18 protein-coding genes, 2 riboswitches and 1 other annotated feature are annotated in these 19147 nt (G+C 47.3%); of the genes, 8 read left to right on the top strand and 10 right to left on the bottom strand.

The features are described 5' to 3' along the window. Nucleotides 1–116: 116 nt before the first annotated feature. Nucleotides 117–230, top strand: a riboswitch (TPP riboswitch). A 179-nt stretch (nucleotides 231–409) separates the two neighbouring features. The 3 genes from V7728_RS16860 to V7728_RS16850 are packed head-to-tail and all read left to right on the top strand — an operon-like array spanning nucleotide 410 to nucleotide 3369. After that, on the top strand, nucleotides 410–1009 hold the full coding sequence (locus tag V7728_RS16860) for an ECF transporter S component (protein WP_076424005.1): 600 nt from the start codon (nucleotides 410–412) through the stop codon (nucleotides 1007–1009). Further along, a complete protein-coding gene (locus V7728_RS16855; RefSeq protein WP_099566683.1) occupies nucleotides 996–2633 on the top strand; it encodes an ABC transporter ATP-binding protein in 1638 nt (545 codons plus the stop codon). Before V7728_RS16860 ends, V7728_RS16855 begins: the two co-directional genes overlap by 14 nt. Continuing rightward, nucleotides 2608–3369 carry an energy-coupling factor transporter transmembrane component T family protein gene (locus tag V7728_RS16850; RefSeq protein WP_012117396.1) on the top strand — a complete coding sequence of 254 codons (762 nt, stop codon included), beginning with the start codon at nucleotides 2608–2610 and terminating at the stop codon, nucleotides 3367–3369. The genes V7728_RS16855 and V7728_RS16850 overlap by 26 nt, the downstream gene beginning before the upstream one ends. 45 nt (nucleotides 3370–3414) lie before the next feature. Here V7728_RS16850 and V7728_RS16845 read toward each other — a convergent pair whose 3' ends face one another. Next, nucleotides 3415–4248: an STAS domain-containing protein gene (locus tag V7728_RS16845; RefSeq protein WP_007407221.1), complete on the bottom strand. Its 834-nt coding sequence runs from the start codon at nucleotides 4246–4248 to the stop codon at nucleotides 3415–3417. 219 nt (nucleotides 4249–4467) lie between these two features. On the opposite strand from V7728_RS16845, the gene V7728_RS16840 reads away from it, so the two are divergent. Next, complete coding sequence (locus tag V7728_RS16840; protein WP_007407222.1) at nucleotides 4468–5427, top strand: S8 family peptidase; 960 nt, start codon at nucleotides 4468–4470, stop codon at nucleotides 5425–5427. Nucleotides 5428–5566: 139 nt separating this feature from the next. Beyond that, nucleotides 5567–5721, top strand: a riboswitch (SAM riboswitch). An 83-nt stretch (nucleotides 5722–5804) separates the two neighbouring features. Then, nucleotides 5805–8093, top strand: coding sequence for a 5-methyltetrahydropteroyltriglutamate--homocysteine S-methyltransferase (metE, locus tag V7728_RS16835; protein WP_099566682.1), 2289 nt, complete (start codon nucleotides 5805–5807; stop codon nucleotides 8091–8093). A 47-nt stretch (nucleotides 8094–8140) separates the two neighbouring features. Here metE and yeiL read toward each other — a convergent pair whose 3' ends face one another. After that, nucleotides 8141–8812: a transcriptional regulator YeiL gene (yeiL, locus tag V7728_RS16830; RefSeq protein ID WP_099566681.1), complete on the bottom strand. Its 672-nt coding sequence runs from the start codon at nucleotides 8810–8812 to the stop codon at nucleotides 8141–8143. 81 nt (nucleotides 8813–8893) lie between these two features. On the opposite strand from yeiL, the gene V7728_RS16825 reads away from it, so the two are divergent. Then, nucleotides 8894–10078 carry an MFS transporter gene (locus tag V7728_RS16825; RefSeq protein WP_012117391.1) on the top strand — a complete coding sequence of 395 codons (1185 nt, stop codon included), beginning with the start codon at nucleotides 8894–8896 and terminating at the stop codon, nucleotides 10076–10078. Nucleotides 10079–10349: 271 nt separating this feature from the next. Beyond that, nucleotides 10350–11555, top strand: a complete 1206-nt coding sequence (locus V7728_RS16820) for a BclA C-terminal domain-containing protein (protein WP_099566680.1) — start codon at nucleotides 10350–10352, stop codon at nucleotides 11553–11555. 20 nt (nucleotides 11556–11575) lie between these two features. Here V7728_RS16820 and V7728_RS16815 read toward each other — a convergent pair whose 3' ends face one another. The 4 genes from V7728_RS16815 to V7728_RS16800 form a co-directional block, all read right to left on the bottom strand. After that, nucleotides 11576–12703, bottom strand: a complete 1128-nt coding sequence (locus V7728_RS16815; protein WP_025284627.1) for a glycosyltransferase — start codon at nucleotides 12701–12703, stop codon at nucleotides 11576–11578. 4 nt (nucleotides 12704–12707) lie between these two features. Beyond that, entirely contained in the window at nucleotides 12708–13169 is a 462-nt protein-coding gene (locus V7728_RS16810; protein WP_059367131.1) for a hypothetical protein, read from the bottom strand. A gap of 21 nt (nucleotides 13170–13190) precedes the next feature. Further along, nucleotides 13191–13775, bottom strand: a complete 585-nt coding sequence (locus V7728_RS16805; protein ID WP_012117387.1) for a hypothetical protein — start codon at nucleotides 13773–13775, stop codon at nucleotides 13191–13193. Nucleotides 13776–13915: 140 nt separating this feature from the next. Further along, entirely contained in the window at nucleotides 13916–14326 is a 411-nt protein-coding gene (locus V7728_RS16800; protein ID WP_003154758.1) for an organic hydroperoxide resistance protein, read from the bottom strand. 73 nt (nucleotides 14327–14399) lie between these two features. Here V7728_RS16800 and V7728_RS16795 point away from each other — a divergent pair, with 73 nt between their 5' ends. Continuing rightward, nucleotides 14400–14909, top strand: a complete 510-nt coding sequence (locus V7728_RS16795) for a MarR family winged helix-turn-helix transcriptional regulator (RefSeq protein ID WP_099566679.1) — start codon at nucleotides 14400–14402, stop codon at nucleotides 14907–14909. 27 nt (nucleotides 14910–14936) lie between these two features. Here V7728_RS16795 and V7728_RS16790 read toward each other — a convergent pair whose 3' ends face one another. From V7728_RS16790 to purU, 4 genes are all read right to left on the bottom strand, one after another. Then, the gene (locus V7728_RS16790; RefSeq protein ID WP_007610880.1) at nucleotides 14937–15362 is read right to left on the bottom strand and encodes an organic hydroperoxide resistance protein; all 426 of its coding nucleotides are present in this window, start codon (nucleotides 15360–15362) and stop codon (nucleotides 14937–14939) included. Nucleotides 15363–15475: 113 nt separating this feature from the next. Further along, a complete protein-coding gene (gene proA / locus V7728_RS16785) occupies nucleotides 15476–16723 on the bottom strand; it encodes a glutamate-5-semialdehyde dehydrogenase (RefSeq protein ID WP_025284624.1) in 1248 nt (415 codons plus the stop codon). Next, nucleotides 16720–17832 carry a glutamate 5-kinase gene (proB, locus tag V7728_RS16780; protein ID WP_099566678.1) on the bottom strand — a complete coding sequence of 371 codons (1113 nt, stop codon included), beginning with the start codon at nucleotides 17830–17832 and terminating at the stop codon, nucleotides 16720–16722. Before proB ends, proA begins: the two co-directional genes overlap by 4 nt. Nucleotides 17833–17901: 69 nt before the next feature. Next, nucleotides 17902–18115, bottom strand: a binding site (T-box leader). Between the two features lie 86 nt (nucleotides 18116–18201). Beyond that, on the bottom strand, nucleotides 18202–19104 hold the full coding sequence (gene purU, locus V7728_RS16775; RefSeq protein WP_007407234.1) for a formyltetrahydrofolate deformylase: 903 nt from the start codon (nucleotides 19102–19104) through the stop codon (nucleotides 18202–18204). Nucleotides 19105–19147 lie beyond the last annotated feature (43 nt).

Below are 19147 nucleotides of genomic sequence, written 5' to 3'. Positions count from 1 at the left end.
GCTCTTCTTATCTTTATGAATGATCATCCGGTCCGATTCCAAACTCTGTTGGAGAAAGGCTGTTTACAAATCAGACATGATCAACTATGATGATGTCATCATAAAAAACTGTATAGGAAACGCACTAGGGGTGCTGTTATCGGCTGAGATAAAACATGCGGCAGGCGTGTTTTGATCCCTTATAACCCGATCTGGATAATACCAGCGTGGGGAAGTGCAGATTGACCGGAGCGCAGGGTTTTTCCCCATGCGTTTTCGTTCTGCTGCTGCATATTCCCTCGGATATGCAGTTTTTTATTTTTCATTAAAAAACGGGGGAGGACACCGCAATATGAAACTGAATATAAACCGCCTGTAAAATCAACTCTTTCATACATACGACTATCCGATAAGAAAGCAGGAGATCAGAATGAAAAATTGGAAAATGAGAGAAATTGTCGTCATGTCCGTCATCAGTGTTGTATTTGCTGTCATTTATTTAGTATCAACTCATGCAAGCAATATAGCGGCAGGATTTTTCGGCCGGATGAGCTACGAACCGATTTACGGTATCTGGTTTATCGTCTCGGTGATTGCCGCGTACATTATTCAAAAACCGGGAGTGGCTCTTGTTTCTGAAATCATCGCCGCGTTTGTGGAGTGCTTACTCGGAAATCCGTCAGGACCGATGGTGATTCTGATCGGGATCGCACAGGGAATCGGTGCGGAAGCGGTCTTTTTTGCGACACGCTGGCGGGTGTATACCCTGCCCGTGCTTCTTTTATCCGGTATGGGGTCTTCTGTGACGAGCTTCATTTATGACTTGTTCGTTTCCGGATACTCTGTTTTGAATCCGGGTTTATTAGCCGTCATGCTTCTCATCCGTCTGATCTCAGGTGCGCTTCTTGCCGGCCTTCTCGGCAAAGCAATCAGTGATGCGCTGGCTTACACAGGAGTGCTGAACGGCATGGCGCTCGGAAAACAATTCAAGAAGAAAAAGAAACAGGTGAACCAAGATGCAGGCATCTGAGCCCCTTCTATCGGCCGGCCGTCTTACCTTTTCTTATGATCAGGATGAAAAGCCGATTCTTCAAAACGTGTCCTTTCAGCTCCGCAAAGGAGAGCGGGCTTTATTGCTCGGGCCGAGCGGATGCGGCAAAAGCTCGCTCGCTCTCTGTTTAAACGGTCTGTACCCGGAAGCATGCGATGGGGTTCAATCGGGAACCGTTTCTTTATACGGAACACCTCTTTCACATCTGACAGAACCCGCCGCCAGATCCATCGGCGTCGTGTTTCAAGATCCGGACCAGCAGTTTTGCATGCTGACGGTTGAAGATGAAATCGCCTTCGGCCTGGAAAATTTGCAATATACAAAAGAAGATATGGACGCAATCATCGATGACGTTTTGGCAAAATTAGAGATCACTCATCTGAAAACGCGAACGATCGCTTCGCTGTCAGGCGGTTCAAAACAAAAAGTGGCGCTTGCCTGTATCATTGCGATGGAACCGGAACTCATTATTTTGGACGAACCGACGGCACAGCTTGATCCATATTCCGCACGTGAATTAGTGCGGCTGATCAAAGATCTTCAAGCAAAAAAAGGCTTCGGCCTTCTCGTTATCGAACATCAGCTTGATCATTGGGCGCCGTGGATGGATAGGACGATTGTCCTTGACGAAACGGGTCAGAAGGTGATGGACGGAGAGACGGACGTTATCTTTGAGACAAAGATTGAAGAGCTGATGCAGCTCGGCATTCCGATTCCGCGTGTGATCTCATTGCAGGAGCACGTCAGCATTCCTTTTACATTGTGTAAAGAAAAGCTGTTTCAAGAATCTGTACCGTCTCTGCCCGAACCCCGGCCCGCCGCGCTTTCGGCAGAAGACGCGCTGAGCGTTCACGAGCTGTCATTCTCAAGAGGGGCAGACGTCATTTTTCAGGATGTGAGCTTTTCCGTAAAAAAAGGTTCAATCACCGCGATTGCCGGTCCTAACGGAACAGGAAAATCCACGCTCCTGTCTGCCGCGGCCAAGCTCATCCGTCCGCTGGGCGGAGACATCAAAATAGACGGCAGACCGATTGATTCCTATTCTGAAAAAGAGCTGCGGCGGCTGATCGGATATGTTTTCCAAAATCCTGAACACCAGTTTGTCACAGATTCCGTCATTCAAGAGCTGATATTCGGTTTTGAAAGCAGCAGAGCCGCAAAGGAGAAAGCTCTTCAGCTGTTAACCCGATTCGGCCTGAGACGCCATGCCTCACAGCATCCGTTTTCTTTAAGCCAAGGACAAAAACGCCGGCTCAGCGTCGCAACGATGCTTATGCACAATGTGAACGTTTTGATGCTTGATGAACCGACTTTCGGACAGGATGCCAAAACGGCGCGGGAGTGTATGCAAATGCTCCGTGAGATTCAAAAGGAAGGAACGGCTGTTTTGATGGTGACACACGATATGGAACTCGTCTCAGATTATGCCGACACGATCCTTGTGCTCTGCGGCACGAAACTGGTATTCCGGGGAACTCCCGACGCTTTATTTTCTGATAACACCGGGATCGCCGAGCAGGCGCATTTGGCTTTGCCGCTGCGGTATGAATGGATGAGACACGACAGGAGGCGGAGAAATGAACTTGCGGCTGGAGGCTGTTAACCCGTCAATAAAGGCGGCGGCTGTATTGTTATGCGTCATTATGCTGTCGTTTATTTATAATCCGTACACCCCTGCTTTGTTTTATATCATCATTGCGGGAGGCGTCCTCTCGGCGGGGCGTGTGCCGCTGAAAAAATGGCTGCTGTTCACGATTCCATTTGTCATTCTGGCCTTCGGTTCTTTATGGACAGCCGCCGTATTCGGAAACATCCCGACAACCGGAAGCAACCTGCTGTTTAAGCTCGGGCCGATTGCCGTCAACAGTGATAACGCGGCGCTTGGGATTTCTATCGCCTTTCGCATTTTATGTTTTTCCGCTTTGTCGATGATGTTTCTTTTCACAACTGATCCGATTCTGTTCATGCTCAGTCTGATTCAGCAGTGTAAGCTGCCGCCCAAGCTTGCATACGGCGTTATCGCGGGGTTCCGGTTTCTCCCTCTTCTGAAAGATGAAATCCTGATCATCCGGCAGGCGCACAGAATCAGGGGCGCGGCGTCTGATTCCGGGCTGAAAGGAAAGCTCTCCGCCTTCAGGCGCTTCACCATTCCGCTATTGGCAGGCGCAATCAGAAAGGCGGAACGCACGGCGATCGCGATGGAATCTAAAGGCTTTACGGGGAGCCGAAACCGCACGTTTTACAGAACTGTTACCGTGCGCCGCGCCGACTGGTGCTTTTTCCTGCTCGTGCTTCTGTTATTCGGCGCAAGCTGGCTCATTTCATTGTTGTTTGTATAAAAACAGGCCGCCGGAGTGATTCGGCAGCCTGTTTTGTTATGTATGTTATTGATGATAATTGAGAGCCTGAGCGAGATTGGACTTGATCGTAATATCTGAGAAATTAATGCCGAGCTGTACGGCGGTTTGAGCGATTTCCGGCCTGATTCCGGATAAAGTGGACGTGACGCCGATCAATTTCAGCGCCTCAACTAATTTAAAAATCTGATGCGCCACCATCGTATCGACAACCACTACACCCGACAGGTCAATTAACAGATGTTCAATCAGCCGTTTTGCACATGTGCTCAGCGTATTTTCAAGAATGAATTTGGCGCGCTCCGTGTCAATATCGCCGACAAGCGGCAGCAGCGCCGTCCGTTTGCTCAGCGTGATAACCGGCGAGCTTAACTCCAAAATCATTTCTCTTTGCGCATTCAGCTGCATTTTTGAGTTATGCTCGGCATGATCGACAAACGTGTAAATCGTAAAATCAAATACTTGTACAATTAAATTCTCCCATTTCTTCCTTTCTCCCTGTGCAAACGAAGATTCATGTTTATCGGCAAACGCATCATAATAACTGATGTATAGTCTCCGGTTTCTCATGAATTCACGGACCACATACTGTACGGGAGTATCCAGATGCTTCTGGTCTTTCGCAAGCTCAATCACCCACTGCTCGAACTCTTCTAAAAATTCTTTTTTCGGCATGATATACATTTTATTAATATGCCGGTAAAATTCTTTATCCTGCTCCGTCAGTTCTTCTGTGATGACGGGATTTGTCAAAGAATAAATCGAATTCGGATCCGAATCTTCCATCGTTTCGATCCACTCTTTCGCAATTTGATCCACTTGTTCTGAAAAATAGTTGTATAATGCTTCACTTATCTTCATATCTCTTCTCCTTTCCCATTTCCAATTATACCGTCAGCGGATCATGAATGAAAATAAAAGCTGTTAAACTATCCATTTATTTGAAGTTTTTTAGTGCGATAGATTACGCCTTTTTTATGAAAATGCTTCAAATGACTCTTTCCGGCCGGCATGATCTGCCATAAAATAGTAGCAACACCCTTGTATCCACTCGCAAGCATAAAAAAGGAGGGCTTTTTTATGAATGGTGAAATGCATTTGATTCCTTATGTCACGGATGAACAGATCATGGAGGTGAACGAGCTTCCAGAGGGGATTAAAGTGATTAAGGCGCCAGAGTTGTGGGCAAAAGGGTTTAAAGGCAAGGATATTAAAATCGCGGTGCTTGACACAGGCTGCGACATCAATCATCCTGATTTGAAAGACCGAATTGTCGGCGGGAAAAACTTCACCGATGATGACGGAGGCAAAGAAGACGCGATTTCCGATTATAACGGACACGGGACACACGTTTCCGGAACGATTGCCGCCAATGATTCAAACGGCGGAATTTCGGGTGTCGCGCCGGAAGCAAGCCTTTTAATCGTTAAAGTTCTCGGCGGTCAAAATGGCAGCGGCAAATACGAATGGATCATTAACGGCATCAACTACGCCGTTGAACAAAAGGCCGATATCATTTCCATGTCACTCGGCGGGCCAAGCGATGTGCCTGAATTGAAAGAAGCCGTCACAAATGCGGTAAAAAGCGGTGTTCTGGTCGTTTGCGCGGCAGGAAACGAAGGCGACGGAGACGAGCGTACAGAGGAACTGTCGTATCCGGCCGCTTACAACGAGGTGATCGCAGTCGGATCAGTCTCAATCGCCCGTAAATCGTCTGAATTTTCAAACGCTAATAAAGAGATTGACCTGGTGGCTCCGGGAGAAAATATTCTCTCCACCCTTCCCAACCATAAATACGGGAAGCTGACGGGCACTTCAATGGCCGCCCCGCATGTGAGCGGAGCGCTTGCCTTAATAAAAGGGCTTGAACAGGACGCGTTTCAGCGGACGCTTTCTGAGGCTGAAGTCTACGCCCAGCTCGTGCGGCGGACCCTTCCTTTGGACATCGCCAAAACATTGGCCGGGAACGGATTTCTGTATTTAGACGCGCCTGAAGTACTGATGGAAAGAGCCGAACAGGCACAGCTGCTGTCTTTCTGATATTTTTCTCATATAATGATTAATCAGCTTGTCACATCACCAATTTTTAAAATGTGAGATTTTCTATTGACAGTGATCTGAATAAGCTGATAAGATAACCAACAAATGATGTAACTTTTCAAAAAAATTGAAATATTTTCTCTTATCGAGAGTTGGGCGAGGGATTGGCCTTTTGACCCCAACAGCAACCGACCGTAATTCCATTGTGAAATGGGGCGCGTGATTTTTGCGCCGAGACGACTGTCTCATAAGGCACGGTGCTAATTCCATCAGACGTGATCTGAGAGATAAGAGAGGCTTGCATTTTGAAGTTAAAGCCTCTTTCTCTCATGAGAAAGAGGCTTTTTTGTTACATCTCACTTAAAGGAGGAAACTTAATGACAACAATCAAAACTTCGAACCTCGGTTTTCCGAGAATCGGCTTGAACAGAGAATGGAAAAAAACGCTTGAGGCTTATTGGAAAGGTAACACTGACAAAGAAACGTTTCTTAAAGAACTTGACGGTTTATTCTTATCAGCTGTCAAAACACAGCTTGACCAACATATCGATATCGTGCCGGTCTCTGATTTCACCCATTATGACCATGTGCTTGATACAGCCGTCAGCTTTAACTGGATTCCGGAAAGATTCCGCAGCATCACGGATCCCGTTGATACATACTTTGCGATTGCCCGCGGTGTAAAAGACGCCGTTTCCAGTGAAATGACGAAATGGTTTAATACCAACTACCATTACATCGTTCCTGAATATGACGAAAGCATTGAATTCCGTCTGACGAGAAACAAACAGCTTGACGACTACCGCCGGATCAAAGAAGAATTCGGAGCGGAAACGAAACCTGTCATCGTCGGTCCGTATACATTTGTCACGCTTGCGAAAGGATACGAAGAATCAGAAGCGAAAGCGATTCAAAAACGCCTTGTTCCTCTTTATGTTCAGCTGCTGAAAGAACTTGAAGCTGAAGGCGTAAAATGGGTTCAGATCGATGAGCCGGCCCTTGTGACAGCTTCTTCTGAAGACGTCCGTGCCGCAAAAGAACTCTATGAATCTATTACAAAAGAGCTTTCAGGGCTGAATGTCCTCCTGCAGACATACTTCGATTCGGTTGATGCATATGAAGAACTCGTTTCTTATCCCGTACAGGGAATCGGGCTTGACTTCGTGCATGATAAAGGCAGAAACCTTGATCAGCTGAAAAAGCACGGCTTCCCGAAAGATAAAGTGCTGGCAGCCGGTGTGGTCGACGGCCGCAACATTTGGAAAATCGATGTTGAAGAACGCCTTGATGCAGCTCTGGATATCCTCAGCCACGCTGATGTTGAGGAGTTATGGATTCAGCCTTCAAGCAGCCTTCTGCACGTGCCGGTGGCGAAACACCCTGACGAGCATCTTGAAAAGGATTTGCTGAACGGCCTGTCATACGCTAAAGAAAAACTGGCGGAACTCGGCGTCTTAAAAGAAGGGCTTCTGTCCGGCAAAGCGGCCGTCAGTGAGCAGATCGAAGAATCAAAAGCGGCACTTAAGGCTTTAAAAGCATTCGCAACAGGAGCGAACTCAGCTCAAAAAGAAGAGCTGAATCAGCTGACGGAAAAAGATTTCTCCCGTCCGGCAAGCTTTGAAGAACGATTGGCGCTGCAGAATGAATCACTCGGTCTTCCTCTTCTGCCGACGACGACAATCGGAAGCTTCCCTCAATCTGCCGAGGTGCGGAGCGCACGGCAAAAATGGCGGAAAAAAGATTGGACGGATGAACAGTACCAAGCCTTTATTAATGCGGAAACGAAGCGCTGGGTTGACATTCAGGAAGAAATCGGCTTAGACGTGCTCGTTCACGGAGAATTCGAGCGGACGGACATGGTCGAATACTTCGGTGAAAAACTGGCCGGATTCGCCTTTACGAAATATGCATGGGTGCAGTCTTACGGTTCACGCTGCGTACGTCCGCCTGTCATTTTCGGAGATGTCGAATTTATCGAACCGATGACGGTAAAAGATACGGTCTACGCCCAATCGCTGACGGAAAAACACATGAAAGGCATGCTGACGGGACCTGTCACCATCTTAAACTGGTCATTCCCGCGTGTGGATATTTCAAGAAAAGAAATCGCCTTCCAGATCGGGCTTGCCCTCAGAAAAGAAGTAAAAGCGCTTGAAGATGCCGGTATTCAGATTATCCAAGTGGATGAACCCGCGCTCCGCGAAGGACTGCCGTTAAAAACGCAGGATTGGGATGAATATTTAACTTGGGCCGCAGAAGCATTCCGGTTAACGACGTCTTCTGTGCAAAATGAGACGCAGATTCATACGCATATGTGTTACAGCAACTTTGAAGATATCGTAGATACGATCAATGATCTTGACGCGGATGTCATTACAATCGAACACAGCAGAAGCCACGGAGGATTTTTAGAATATTTGAAAGAACATCCTTACGTGAAAGGCCTCGGACTCGGTGTATACGACATTCACAGCCCGCGTGTGCCGGCAACTGAAGAAATCTATCAAATTATTGATGACGCGCTTGAAGTGTGTCCGACTGACCGCTTCTGGGTAAACCCGGACTGCGGACTGAAAACAAGACAGCAGGAAGAAACCGTTGCGGCATTAAAAAATATGGTCGACGCCGCGAAACAGGCACGAAAAAAACAAGCTCAGCTTGTATAAAAAAACAGCCATCCGCAAATCGCGGGTGGCTGTTTTTTCTGGGCGTGCTACTTATTCTTCAGCGCCTTCGCAAGTTCACTTAGTGAATCATGCTGCTTAATTTGATAGCACCGCCCTTCTTTTTGCAAATACCCTTTTTGGCAGAATTGCGTCAGCACATGCAAGAGATGACGGTAAGATACACCCAAATAATCACAGACCGTTACGTGCTTCTCTTTATAAACCCCTTCATAAGCCGTCTGCAAAATAAAATCGGCCAGCCGGTTTTCAAGCGGGAACGCCAGACTTTGTGAATATTTCGAAGCCATAAGCGTTGCCTTAGCACTTAAAAACTTAGCCAATTCACGCAGGAATTTCGCATCTTGCAGCAATTGCGCGCGGCAGCGGTAAATAGGCAGAGCAAAACAAACAGTCTTCACTGAGGCTTGAATTCCTTTTGTGTAATACACTTCATGTAATAGTTCCATCTCTCCGATGTAATCATCTTTGTTGATAAAATTAATTAAAGAAACTTTCCCGTTTTGGTGGGTTACATATATTTTCGCTTTTCCTTCAATCACGTAAAACAGGAAGTCAGGCCTCCTGCCCTCTTGAATAATCCATTCGTCCCGCTCATATTCGCGCACTTCCATAAACTCTTCAGCGGGGAAAGAGAATAAATGCGCGATTGAGTGTTTTTCTAACTGATGCCGCTTTTTCTCGCCTTTATAAACTTCCATCGTCCACCCCAAAAATATGAGATATCTCATATTGTCTTTATGTCTTTACATGATAACATGCCAATTAAAGGAGGAACGGGAATGAAAGCATATCGCTGGATGAGTCTGCATTTTTTTAGTTTTTTTATGACATGGGGTGTTTTTCTGCCCTATTGGACGGGATGGATGGTGCATATAAAAGGGGTTTCCGTATCCGAAGCCAGTTTCATTATGAGCCTGGGCTTGGCGGCAAGAGGGATTTCCACATTATTATTCTTCCCTTATTTATCAGGAAAATTCAGCAGCAAAGCCTTATTAAACGGCGCCAGAATCGGGACGCTTCTCGCACTTTTATGTTATATTCCCGCTGATTCTTTTCAAAGCCTGCTTCTTGTCACATTAGTGCTGCATGTGTTTTACCCTGCTTTAATGCCTGCTTTAGACAGCGCTTGCGGCGTCCTTGTACAGCATAACGAATTAAAGGCCTATGGGACAAGCCGACAGTGGGGGTCCGCGGGTTTTGTTTCAGCCGGCGTCATCCTGTCCGTCTTTACAGGTATATTCGGAGATCAAGCGATTTTATGGGCACTGCTTTTGGGCACCCTGATATTCGCATGCCTCAGCTTTATGCATGCGCCAGCTGTTCTTTCAAAACGGCCGGAAACAGACCGCGCAAGAAAAGAGGGCATGTTTGCCTTATTCCGCATCAAATATTTCGGTCTGGTGCTCGCAATCGTTATCTTACTGCAGGCGGCACATGCATCTTACTACAATTACGGTTATCTCTTTTTGCAGGAAATCGATGCCCCCGCATATGCCATCGGAATCATTATCAACATCGCCGTTATCGCGGAGATTATCTTCTTTGCAATCGCTGACCGATACTTTCATCAATTTACAGCAGGCTCTTTGCTCGCCTTGGCGGCGCTTGGTGCTACCGTACGCTGGATACTCGTATTTGCATTTCCGCATGTCATCATTTTCTGTATTGCGCAGACGCTGCATGCCTGTTCATTCGCGATGGGACACTATGCATTTATGAAATACTTAATTAAAAATATTTCACCCGCGCAAATCCCGAAAGCCCAAGGCATATATTCAGCGCTTGCTCTCAGCTGGAGCACTGCGGTATTTACTATTTTCGGAGGTTTTTTATATGAAATTGAACCCCGGTATGCCTTTATCGGAATGATTGTTTGTACGATCCCATCCATGCTACTCGCCCTTTTATACAGAAAACTTGAAATGAAAAAGAGAGTTTTTGCAGGAAACGCACAAGATATATAGCCATCGCTTTATAGACGATCACATGTCCCGCTGTCATTTTGACCGATTTGCGAATGCTGTGCGATGTATTTTCTCTATATTTAAAGTATTTCCTTCATATATGATGAAATCAAAAACAGTGGTATAACCCGCTCAATTGGTTTATAAAGGGAATCCATTCAGAAACTTGGACAGAATCAGTGAATATACTGATACAGTACTGCTTACGCTCATTTCGGGGAACTTTGTTCGTAATAAAATGATTTTCAGCCAACTCATAAGGAGGGACATTGTGTCACAGCCTAATTTGCCCAATATCACCCCTGTCGTTACACTTTCCAGAGACGATACCATTAACCTTCTTCTTTCGTCAATTGCTATGGAAGAGCTGGGAATGGCACATATTCTGAATGCGGAAGGGGAAAAAATCCAATACGCGCTCGGAACGATTCCCGGATTAACAGGGCCCCCGTCAAGTCTTGCGGATATTCTTAACCTGAATGAGAGCGTCCGTGATACGCTTGACAGCTTAATGAAACAGGAGCTTCTTCTCGGTTCAAAATTGGACAGTATCTCAAATATCCCTACACTGGCGGGACCGACTGGTGCTACGGGGCCGACGGGACCTACGGGAGCAATCGGACCGGCCGGAGCGACGGGGCCAACCGGATCGATCGGACCGACGGGGGTCACCGGTGCGGGCCTTCAAGGGATTGTTGCTTTTAATCCGCTGATTGCTCCCACTTACACAACCGGACAGGTTGTCTTGTATAACGGAAGCTCTTACGTCGCAAACGTAAACAGCCCGGCGGGAACCCCTGGAGCCTCAGCTGACTATACACTTTTAGCTGCGGCGGGAATCACCGGCGCTACTGGCGCTACCGGACCGACCGGAATCACCGGCGCTACTGGCGACACAGGACCGACTGGAATTACCGGTGCTACTGGCGGTACCGGGCCGACCGGGATCACCGGCGCTACTGGCGCTACTGGACCGATCGGAAGCACCGGCGTTACTGGCGACACCGGACCGACTGGAAGCACTGGCGCTACTGGCGGTACCGGGCCGACCGGAAGCACTGGAACAAGTCTGACAGCAACTTCCGGCTATGCGAGCAATACGGGCGGCGGTGTTGTCGCAGTTATTGTCGGCGGCACGACCATTTCCTTACCGAATGAACAAAACCTTTCGGCAGATATTACGGCTAATGCCGCAAATACCATATTTACCGTTGCTCCGGCGGGACGGTACTATATTTCCTACCATATTAATTTAACGGCCGGCTTGCTTGTAAGTTCGCGTATTTTAATCAACGGCACTCCTCCTGCAAGTTCGATTATCGCCCCGGTCGCGTCTTTGGCAAACTTTAATAACTCCTTTATTGTGACTTTGCCAGCAGGCAGCACCATCCAGCTTCAGCTGTTCGGATTATTGGGTGCGGCCACATTGCTTGGAGGAAGCACCGGTGCAGCTTTAAACATTATTCGATTATCTTAATGGAACATGCAAAAAAAGGATCAGGCGTTTGTCCGCTGATCCTTTTTTAATTGAGACAGAAGTTCTTTCGCGGGTTTAAATTGAGGATTGAACTTCACCGATTTTTTGGCGTAAGCGATGGCCGTCATATCATGGTTTAATGCAGCATGGCATTTCGCCATATAATAAAAGGCTCTGAAATCGGCGGCACCTTTTAAAATGAAGTGATCAGCGTTTTCTCCTTCAACCTGCGTTCCGTTTTCAAATGCTTTGATTGCCGCTCTGTACTTTTCCAAATGATATAATACAAGGCCTTTATAATAATGAAGATTGCTGTAATCAGGATATAGCTTGAGCACTTTTTCAATCCCTTGTTCGGCTTCTTCATACCGTTTGAGCTCAAGCAATATTGTATATTTCAAATAATACAGGAGAGACGGAGGCATTCGTTTTTCGCTTAAAAATTGAAAAATTGAGCCGTTGACAAGATGTAATGCTTTTTCATAGTCTTTGATTCTGTAGCATTCACTTGCCAAATGATAGACAAGCCACGGATCAGGATTTTCCTCTGAAAGCTCTTCATTTAAAATGCTGATATTCCGTTTATGTTTTTGCTTGATCTTTTCTTCCTGCTCCAAGTAGCCGTAGTGATGAATCACACATGGGAGCGTGAAAAAAGCATTGTTTTCTTCCTCATTGGAAGCCGAGATATTCTCGTGAATTCTGCCTTGATACAGAAGGCCTTTATGATTGCGGAACAGTCTCGGCTGCATGCTTTCAAACGCTTCGTTTTCATCGAGCTGCTTCCCCGTATAATTGATGATTTTCATAAGACCCCGGCTCGGTAATCCGTCATGAAGCAGCGAAGTTAAAAAACGGCCCGTCTCCTGATCGAGCTCTTCATCCGCGTCAAGCACTAAAATCCAATCTCCTTCGGCATGCTGCAGGGCGTAATTTCTGGCCTTTGCGAAATCATTCTCCCATTCGAAATCAAACACTCTTGCCTGAAAGCTTTTGCATATATCTTTTGTATTATCTTGTGATCCGGTGTCTGCGATGACGATCTCATCAGCGATGTCTTGTACACTTGATAAACAACGGGAGATGTATCTCTCCTCGTTTTTCACAATCATGCAAAGAGTCAGTTTACATTCAGCATTTCCGCTCATTTTCTCACCTTTCCCGATTTTGGAGTTGTTGATTGAACCAAGGCCGTTCAGGAGTGCCGTTCATCGTGATGATGACAGGCCGCACCCATCTGACGGCAGGTTCGGCAGTTTCCGTATTCCATTCCTGAAGCTGCCTGACAGCCCGCTTCGTAATCGGATGCGCCCGGAATTCGCGCGGGCTTTCAGAAATGAATTTTTTCGTTCGTTCCGTAACTGTCTTCATTTCAAGAAAGTGCCGCTCATACATCTGCTTCTGCTCTTCTTCCAAGCTGATCATTAAAAACAGACGGCCGCCTGTTTCCATCTGCCAGCGGCACAATGCGGAGAACAGCCTGATTTCTTCTTTGTAATTTGAACCCCTTCTTTTATCCACGGTCACAGATAATATATGTAACAGCGCAATCGTGAGACAATGCATGGCTTCAAAAGATGCCTGTTTCGCTTTTGAGATGCTTGGATACGGCATATGCTTCACCCGTCTCTTTTTTTATGAACGCTCCCCGCCTTTTTTCTTCCAACCGCAGTCCTCACAATCCCCGCACTCACAGCAGCCAATGCGGCCGTAAAACAGGCCGTCACACGGATCTTCCGGATCACTGGGATCGTCTGGATTCCACGGGTCATCAGGATCGCCCGGATCACTCGGATTGCTCGGGTCGTCCGGATTCCACGGGTCATCAGGATCGCCCGGATCACTCGGATTACTTGGATCATCCGGATTCCACGGGTCATCAGGATCGCCCGGATTACTCGGATTGCTTGGGTCGTCCTGGTCCATACAGGCTTCAGAATCCTGTAAGAAGATAATGTCCTCAAGCTTCGTCTGCAAAAGGAGTTGTGATTTCATGACGGTGCGCAGGAGCCGTTCAGTGCTTCTATTGATTGATGACAATTCCTCCAAGGAGGGATCGCCGGAAGCGCCGAGAAACATTTGAATCCTTTCCGCTTCCGCCTGCAGAATATGGGATAGTCCGATTTCTTCCATAGCCACGGATGAAAGAAGGAGGTTCAGGGTCTCACATCTGGAGAGTGTAATGTCGGGGGTGATGTTCGGTATGTTTGGAAGAGACATCGATTTCTCCCTCTTTTCTCTTGGTGTTATTATGCAAAAGTGCTATATCGTATTCTTATTCCGGGAGAGAAGAGATCATTACTGATGTTTTCGTTAATAAAATATCCCGGATATAAAATCCGGGATATTCGTTCGGTTATTTATTTTAATTCAAGTTTGACGTCTACATTTCCTCTTGTTGCTTTTGAATACGGACAGAACTCGTGAGCGGCATGCACTAGCTTCTCCGCCGTTTCTTTGTCAAGATCTTTTGTATCAATGACGAGCGTTACGCCGATTTTGTAACCTCCGTCACTCTCATCTTTTAAAAGGCTGACCTGTCCTTCAATTTCAGAGGTCATGTCGATTTTTTGTTTTTGGGCGGCGAGCTCAAGCGCTCCCCCGAAGCAGGCAGCATATCCTGCCGCAAAGAGCTGTTCAGGGTTTGTGCCGGTTTCTCCGTCTTTTTTTGCATTCGGCATGATGATGTCAAAATCCAGCACCCCGTCTTCGGATTTAATATGTCCTGCTCGTCCGCCGACTGCGGTCGCTTTTGAAGTAAATAATGCCATTATTATCAGCCTCCTCATTGTACTTACTGTATATATTGCCCCTGCTCATATTTTTAAACATGAGGAATAGGAAATGGGCCGTTTTTCGGCTACAATAGGGGTAACGTTAACAAACAAAGAGTTGGTGAAAGAAGTAATGGCAGAAAAAGATTTTGAACATATGAAACTGGAGAATCAGCTTTGTTTTTTGCTGTACGCAAGCTCAAGGGAAATGACGAAACGGTACAAACCGCTGCTTGATAAGCTCAACGTAACTTATCCCCAATATTTGGCGCTGCTTTTATTATGGGAGCACGAAGAACTGAATGTGAAACGGATGGGTGAGCTTTTGTACCTGGATTCCGGAACGCTGACACCGATGCTGAAACGGATGGAGCAGCACGGAATCATCATGAGAAAGCGGTCGGCTGTAGACGAGCGATCCGTGACGATCAGGCTCACAGATGAAGGACGGGCCTTGCAGAAGACAGCGGCGGATATCCCCATTGCCATGCTGGAACAGACGGGACGGTCAAAAGAGGAATTAAAGCAGTTAAAACAGTCGCTTTATGAGGTTTTGAATACGCTGCACGGCAAAAAATAAGGATGCCCCGAATGGGCATCCTTATTTTTATTCTGCTGCCAGAAGCTTCACTTCAATATTTCCCGCTGTCGCTTTTGAATACGGGCAGACACCGTGCGCTTTTTGGATAAGGGCTTCAAGCTCCTGTTTATCAATGCCGGATGCTTTGACCTCAAGCGTAACGCCTAGTTTATATCCTTGGTCTGCTTCATCTTTCAGCAGACTGACATGCGCAGTGACCTCTGTTTCAATACTCAGACGCTCTTTTCTCGCTACGAGCTGAAGAGCGCTGTCAAAGCAGGCTGAATATCCTGCGGCAAACAGCTGTTCAGGGTTTGTGGCATGTTCGAGCTTTTTTGCTCTTGGCGTTCCCGGCATAGCAACATCAAGATTCAGCACTCCGTCAGAAGACGTGACTTTCCCTTCACGTCCGCCGGCGGCTGATACGGTTGCAGTAAATAATGGTTTTGTCATGTGAATTCACCTCTATTATATTGTGTACAATTTAATTTTACACAATATAATAAGAACCGTCAATCTTTCCGCATAAAAAAAGCCTACCCTTTTTGAAGGATAAGCTTAAAAGATTATACGCGGATTTGTCCGTTTCCTTTGATGATGATTTTTGTAGATGTTAACGCCGGAAGCCCCATCGGCCCTCTCGCGTGAAGCTTTTGCGTGCTGATGCCGATTTCGGCTCCGTATCCGAATTCAAAGCCGTCCGTAAACCGGGTTGAAGCATTATGATACACGGCGGCGGCGTCAACGGCGGTCTGGAAGTAAGCCGCATGCTCGGCGTTCTCCGTCAGAATGGCTTCTGAATGGTTTGTGCCGTACTGCTGAATGTGGCGGACCGCCTCCTGTACGTCCTGCACCGTTTTCACACTGAGAATCGGCGCCAGGTACTCCGCTCCCCAATCGGCTTCTTCTGCTTGTTTCGCTTGAGGCTCCAGTTTGCAAATTACCTGGTCTCCTCGGAGCTCCACCCCTTTTTCTGTCAGCTGATTCAGCAGCTTTCGTCCGTGTTCTTCGGCCCATTTTTCATGAATCAAAAGAGATTCAATCGCGTTGCAGACCGAAGGACGCTGTGTTTTGGCATTGATGACGACCTCGCTTGCCATTTGAGGATCTGCTGACTCATCTATGTACACGTGGCAATTGCCCGCTCCGGTTTCTAAAACGGGTACGGTTGATTCCCTGACCACTAGATCAATTAAATTTTTACCGCCGCGCGGGATCAATACATCCAGCCCGTCATTTAATGTAAAGAGCTGTTTGGCGGTTTCTTTGCTTGTATCTTCTATGAGCTGAACGGCATCAATCGGAAGCTTTGACAGCCCCAGTGCGCGTTTCATCACACTGACAAGCGCTATGTTGCTGTGGATGGCGGAAGAACTTCCTCTGAGCACAACCGCGTTTCCGGTTTTCAGGCAGAGTGTGGCCGCGTCTACGGTAACGTTCGGTCTGGCCTCATAGATCATGCCCACTACTCCAAGGGGCACGCGGATTTTTTCAATGGATAATCCATTCTCTTTTTGAATGGTCTCCAGCGATTCACCGACGGGATCTTCAAGACCGATTAATAGTTCCACGGCGTCCGCGATATCGAGCAGGCGTTTTTCATCAAGAGTCAGCCTGTCAATAATGTCAGGTGTCAGTCCTCTGTTCCGTCCCGCTTCAATATCTTTCTGATTCTCTGTTAAAATCAGCCGGCGTTCGTTTCTGAGTCCGTCTGCAATACATTGAAGCGCTTCGTTTTTTTCAGCCGTCGTTTTCATGACCATTTCGGCAGCCGCTTCTTTTGCCAAGGCTGCTTTTTGCAATACTTCACTCATTTGTGTTCCCCCTCGTCAAATAAATTCACCCAATCATCTCTGTGAATCACTTCCACCTGCTTCGTTCCTGAAAGCTGGTCGCTCCGCTTCCCTTTGGCTTCTAAAATTTCATCGGATGAGTACTGCGTCTGCCCTTTGCCGATAATGCCGCCGGGCCCTTTGACTTCCACTACGGCCCCTTTCGGAAAACTGCCGCAGACATCAGCGACGCCGGCCGGGAGGAGACTTGACCCGTTATGGATCATCGCCTGCTCCGCTCCCCCATCAATGATGATTTCCCCTGATATCGGAGAATGAAACATGATCCATTGCCGTGTATTATTTACTGAGGACAGGTCTTTATCGCCGATATAAGTGCCGTCGCCTTTTCCGTCTAAAATTCCCATCAGTTTTTCCCGTCCGGAGCCGGTTCCGATAAATACCTTCACCCCGAGCGACAATGCGGTCTGGGCGGCGAGAAGTTTTGACTTCATGCCTCCGGTGCCGACCTTTGAGCCTGCTGATCCGGCATATCCGAGCAATTCTGGTGTGATGTCATTCAGATAGTCGAACCGCTTTGCGTCCGGGTTTTCATTCGGATTGGCATCGTACAGCCCGTTAATGTCTGTGAGAATCATTAATTGGTCTGCATGAATCAAACCGCTTACAAGCGCCGACAGCATGTCGTTATCACCGAACGTCAGCTCTTCGACTGATGTGGAATCATTCTCATTAATAATCGGCACGACGCCACGCTCCAACAGTTCCATTACAGTGGCATAGGCATTTCTGTACCGCTCTCTTTTTGAGAAATCATTTCTTGTTAATAAAATTTGTGCCGGCGTCAGACCGTATCTTTTTAAATGGTCCATATATTGCTGCATTAAAAGCGTCTGGCCGACTGCGGCAGATGCCTGCTTTCCTTTTATCGTAACGGGTCGCGACGGATAGCCGAGAGCGGAAAAACCCGCTGCCACCGCGCCTGAGGTAATGAGGATCACTTCATGCCCGTTTTCTTTTAATAAAGAAATGGCTTCCGTATGTTCCTTGATTTTTGCTTCATCAATGCTTCCGTTACTGTTGGTGAGCGAGCTGCTCCCGATTTTCACAACAATTCTTTGTTTTTTCATCGTTTCTCCTCCGTGGCAATCAATCCAAACCGGCTCTCTTCAATAAAAAAAGCCCATTCCGTCCTGAAAAATAAGGACGAAATGGGCTTTCCGTGGTACCACCTTGTTTGAACGCGTTTTTCACGCGTCCCGCTTTCCTGTAACGCCAGGTTATCGCGCCTGAGTTTTCCCCTCAGGACTCCAAGGCAGGTTCGGCAGGTTTCATGCGGCAAAATGTTTCAGCGGGCCATTTTGCTCTCTGTCACAGAAAGTTCTGCGTACTGATCCTCTTCAACGCTCAATGATTTTTTTATATTATGCAAAGAAAACAGGTTCTTGTCAAGACATTTTCATCCATAAAAAACAGTCCGCCTCCCCGGCGGACCGCCATTAATTAAATACGATCGTTTTGTTTCCGTGAACGATGACGCGGTCTTCCAGATGCCATTTTACGGCTCTTGCCAACACGCTCCGCTCAATCGTTCTGCCGATATTCTTCAGATCCTCTGCGTGATCTCTGTGATCGACGCGTTCAATATCCTGTTCAATAATAGGCCCTTCATCAAGATCGTCCGTCACATAGTGAGAGGTCGCGCCGATTAATTTCACTCCGCGCTCATAAGCCCGTTTATACGGGTTAGCGCCGATAAAGGCCGGCAGAAATGAATGGTGGATGTTAATAATCCGATTCGGATGGGCAGATACAAAATCAGACGTCAAAATCTGCATGTAGCGGGCAAGAACGATCACATCAATCTTATACCGCTCCAGCAGCTCAAGCTGGCGCCGCTCCACTTCGGCGCGGATGTCTTTGTTAGCTTTCATGTAATGGAACGGAATATTCAGCGGTTCGACCACTTCTTTGGCCTCTTCGTGGTTGCTGATGACGACCGCAATTTCGGCCATCATATTGCCGCTTTGCCATTCCCAAATCAGTTCATGAAGGCAGTGCAGCTCCTTCGATACAAAGATCGCCACCCGCTTCAGCTCACTTGCCAGAGACAGGCTCCATGTCATGCCGAATGTCTGGGCGATTGAGGCGAACGCCTGCTGTAAGTCCTCTTTTTTCTCACGAATGCCCTTGCAGTCGAATTCGATCCTAAGAAAAAACCGTCCGCCTTCAGGGTCAGTCGTGTATTGATTTGATTCAATAATGTTTGCACCATGTTCAAACAAAAACGCCGACACGGCCGATACAATTCCCGGCTGGTCGGGGCAGCTGACAAGCAGGCGCCCTTTTTCCTCATTCCCGCGGCGGTATTCTTTCAGCCGCTGTGTCATATATGAATTCATCTGTTTTAATCCCTCGTATCTTCATAATTCGTAACTTACTAAT

It is taken from the genome of Bacillus sp. JHAA, from assembly GCF_036961585.1.
GTDB lineage: Bacteria > Bacillota > Bacilli > Bacillales > Bacillaceae > Bacillus > Bacillus velezensis.
The sequence above is the reverse complement of the archived record's forward strand: the minus strand, read 5'-3'. Positions and strand labels throughout refer to the sequence as shown.

Bases quoted from the DNA above. Each gene is read 5' to 3' on its own strand.
- metE (WP_099566682.1), top strand. From the start codon at position 5,805: ATGACAACAATCAAAACTTCGAACCTCGGTTTTCCGAGAATCGGCTTG.
- V7728_RS16800 (WP_003154758.1), bottom strand. From the start codon at position 14,326: ATGGCATTATTTACTTCAAAAGCGACCGCAGTCGGCGGACGAGCAGGA.
- V7728_RS16810 (WP_059367131.1), bottom strand. From the start codon at position 13,169: ATGCCGTATCCAAGCATCTCAAAAGCGAAACAGGCATCTTTTGAAGCC.
- V7728_RS16795 (WP_099566679.1), top strand. From the start codon at position 14,400: ATGGGCCGTTTTTCGGCTACAATAGGGGTAACGTTAACAAACAAAGAG.
- V7728_RS16845 (WP_007407221.1), bottom strand. From the start codon at position 4,248: ATGAAGATAAGTGAAGCATTATACAACTATTTTTCAGAACAAGTGGAT.
- V7728_RS16825 (WP_012117391.1), top strand. From the start codon at position 8,894: ATGAAAGCATATCGCTGGATGAGTCTGCATTTTTTTAGTTTTTTTATG.
- purU (WP_007407234.1), bottom strand. From the start codon at position 19,104: ATGAATTCATATATGACACAGCGGCTGAAAGAATACCGCCGCGGGAAT.
- proA (WP_025284624.1), bottom strand. From the start codon at position 16,723: ATGAGTGAAGTATTGCAAAAAGCAGCCTTGGCAAAAGAAGCGGCTGCC.
- V7728_RS16815 (WP_025284627.1), bottom strand. From the start codon at position 12,703: ATGAGCGGAAATGCTGAATGTAAACTGACTCTTTGCATGATTGTGAAA.
- proB (WP_099566678.1), bottom strand. From the start codon at position 17,832: ATGAAAAAACAAAGAATTGTTGTGAAAATCGGGAGCAGCTCGCTCACC.
- yeiL (WP_099566681.1), bottom strand. From the start codon at position 8,812: ATGGAAGTTTATAAAGGCGAGAAAAAGCGGCATCAGTTAGAAAAACAC.
- V7728_RS16790 (WP_007610880.1), bottom strand. From the start codon at position 15,362: ATGACAAAACCATTATTTACTGCAACCGTATCAGCCGCCGGCGGACGT.
- V7728_RS16805 (WP_012117387.1), bottom strand. From the start codon at position 13,775: ATGTCTCTTCCAAACATACCGAACATCACCCCCGACATTACACTCTCC.
- V7728_RS16860 (WP_076424005.1), top strand. From the start codon at position 410: ATGAAAAATTGGAAAATGAGAGAAATTGTCGTCATGTCCGTCATCAGT.
- V7728_RS16850 (WP_012117396.1), top strand. From the start codon at position 2,608: ATGAACTTGCGGCTGGAGGCTGTTAACCCGTCAATAAAGGCGGCGGCT.
- V7728_RS16855 (WP_099566683.1), top strand. From the start codon at position 996: ATGCAGGCATCTGAGCCCCTTCTATCGGCCGGCCGTCTTACCTTTTCT.
- V7728_RS16840 (WP_007407222.1), top strand. From the start codon at position 4,468: ATGAATGGTGAAATGCATTTGATTCCTTATGTCACGGATGAACAGATC.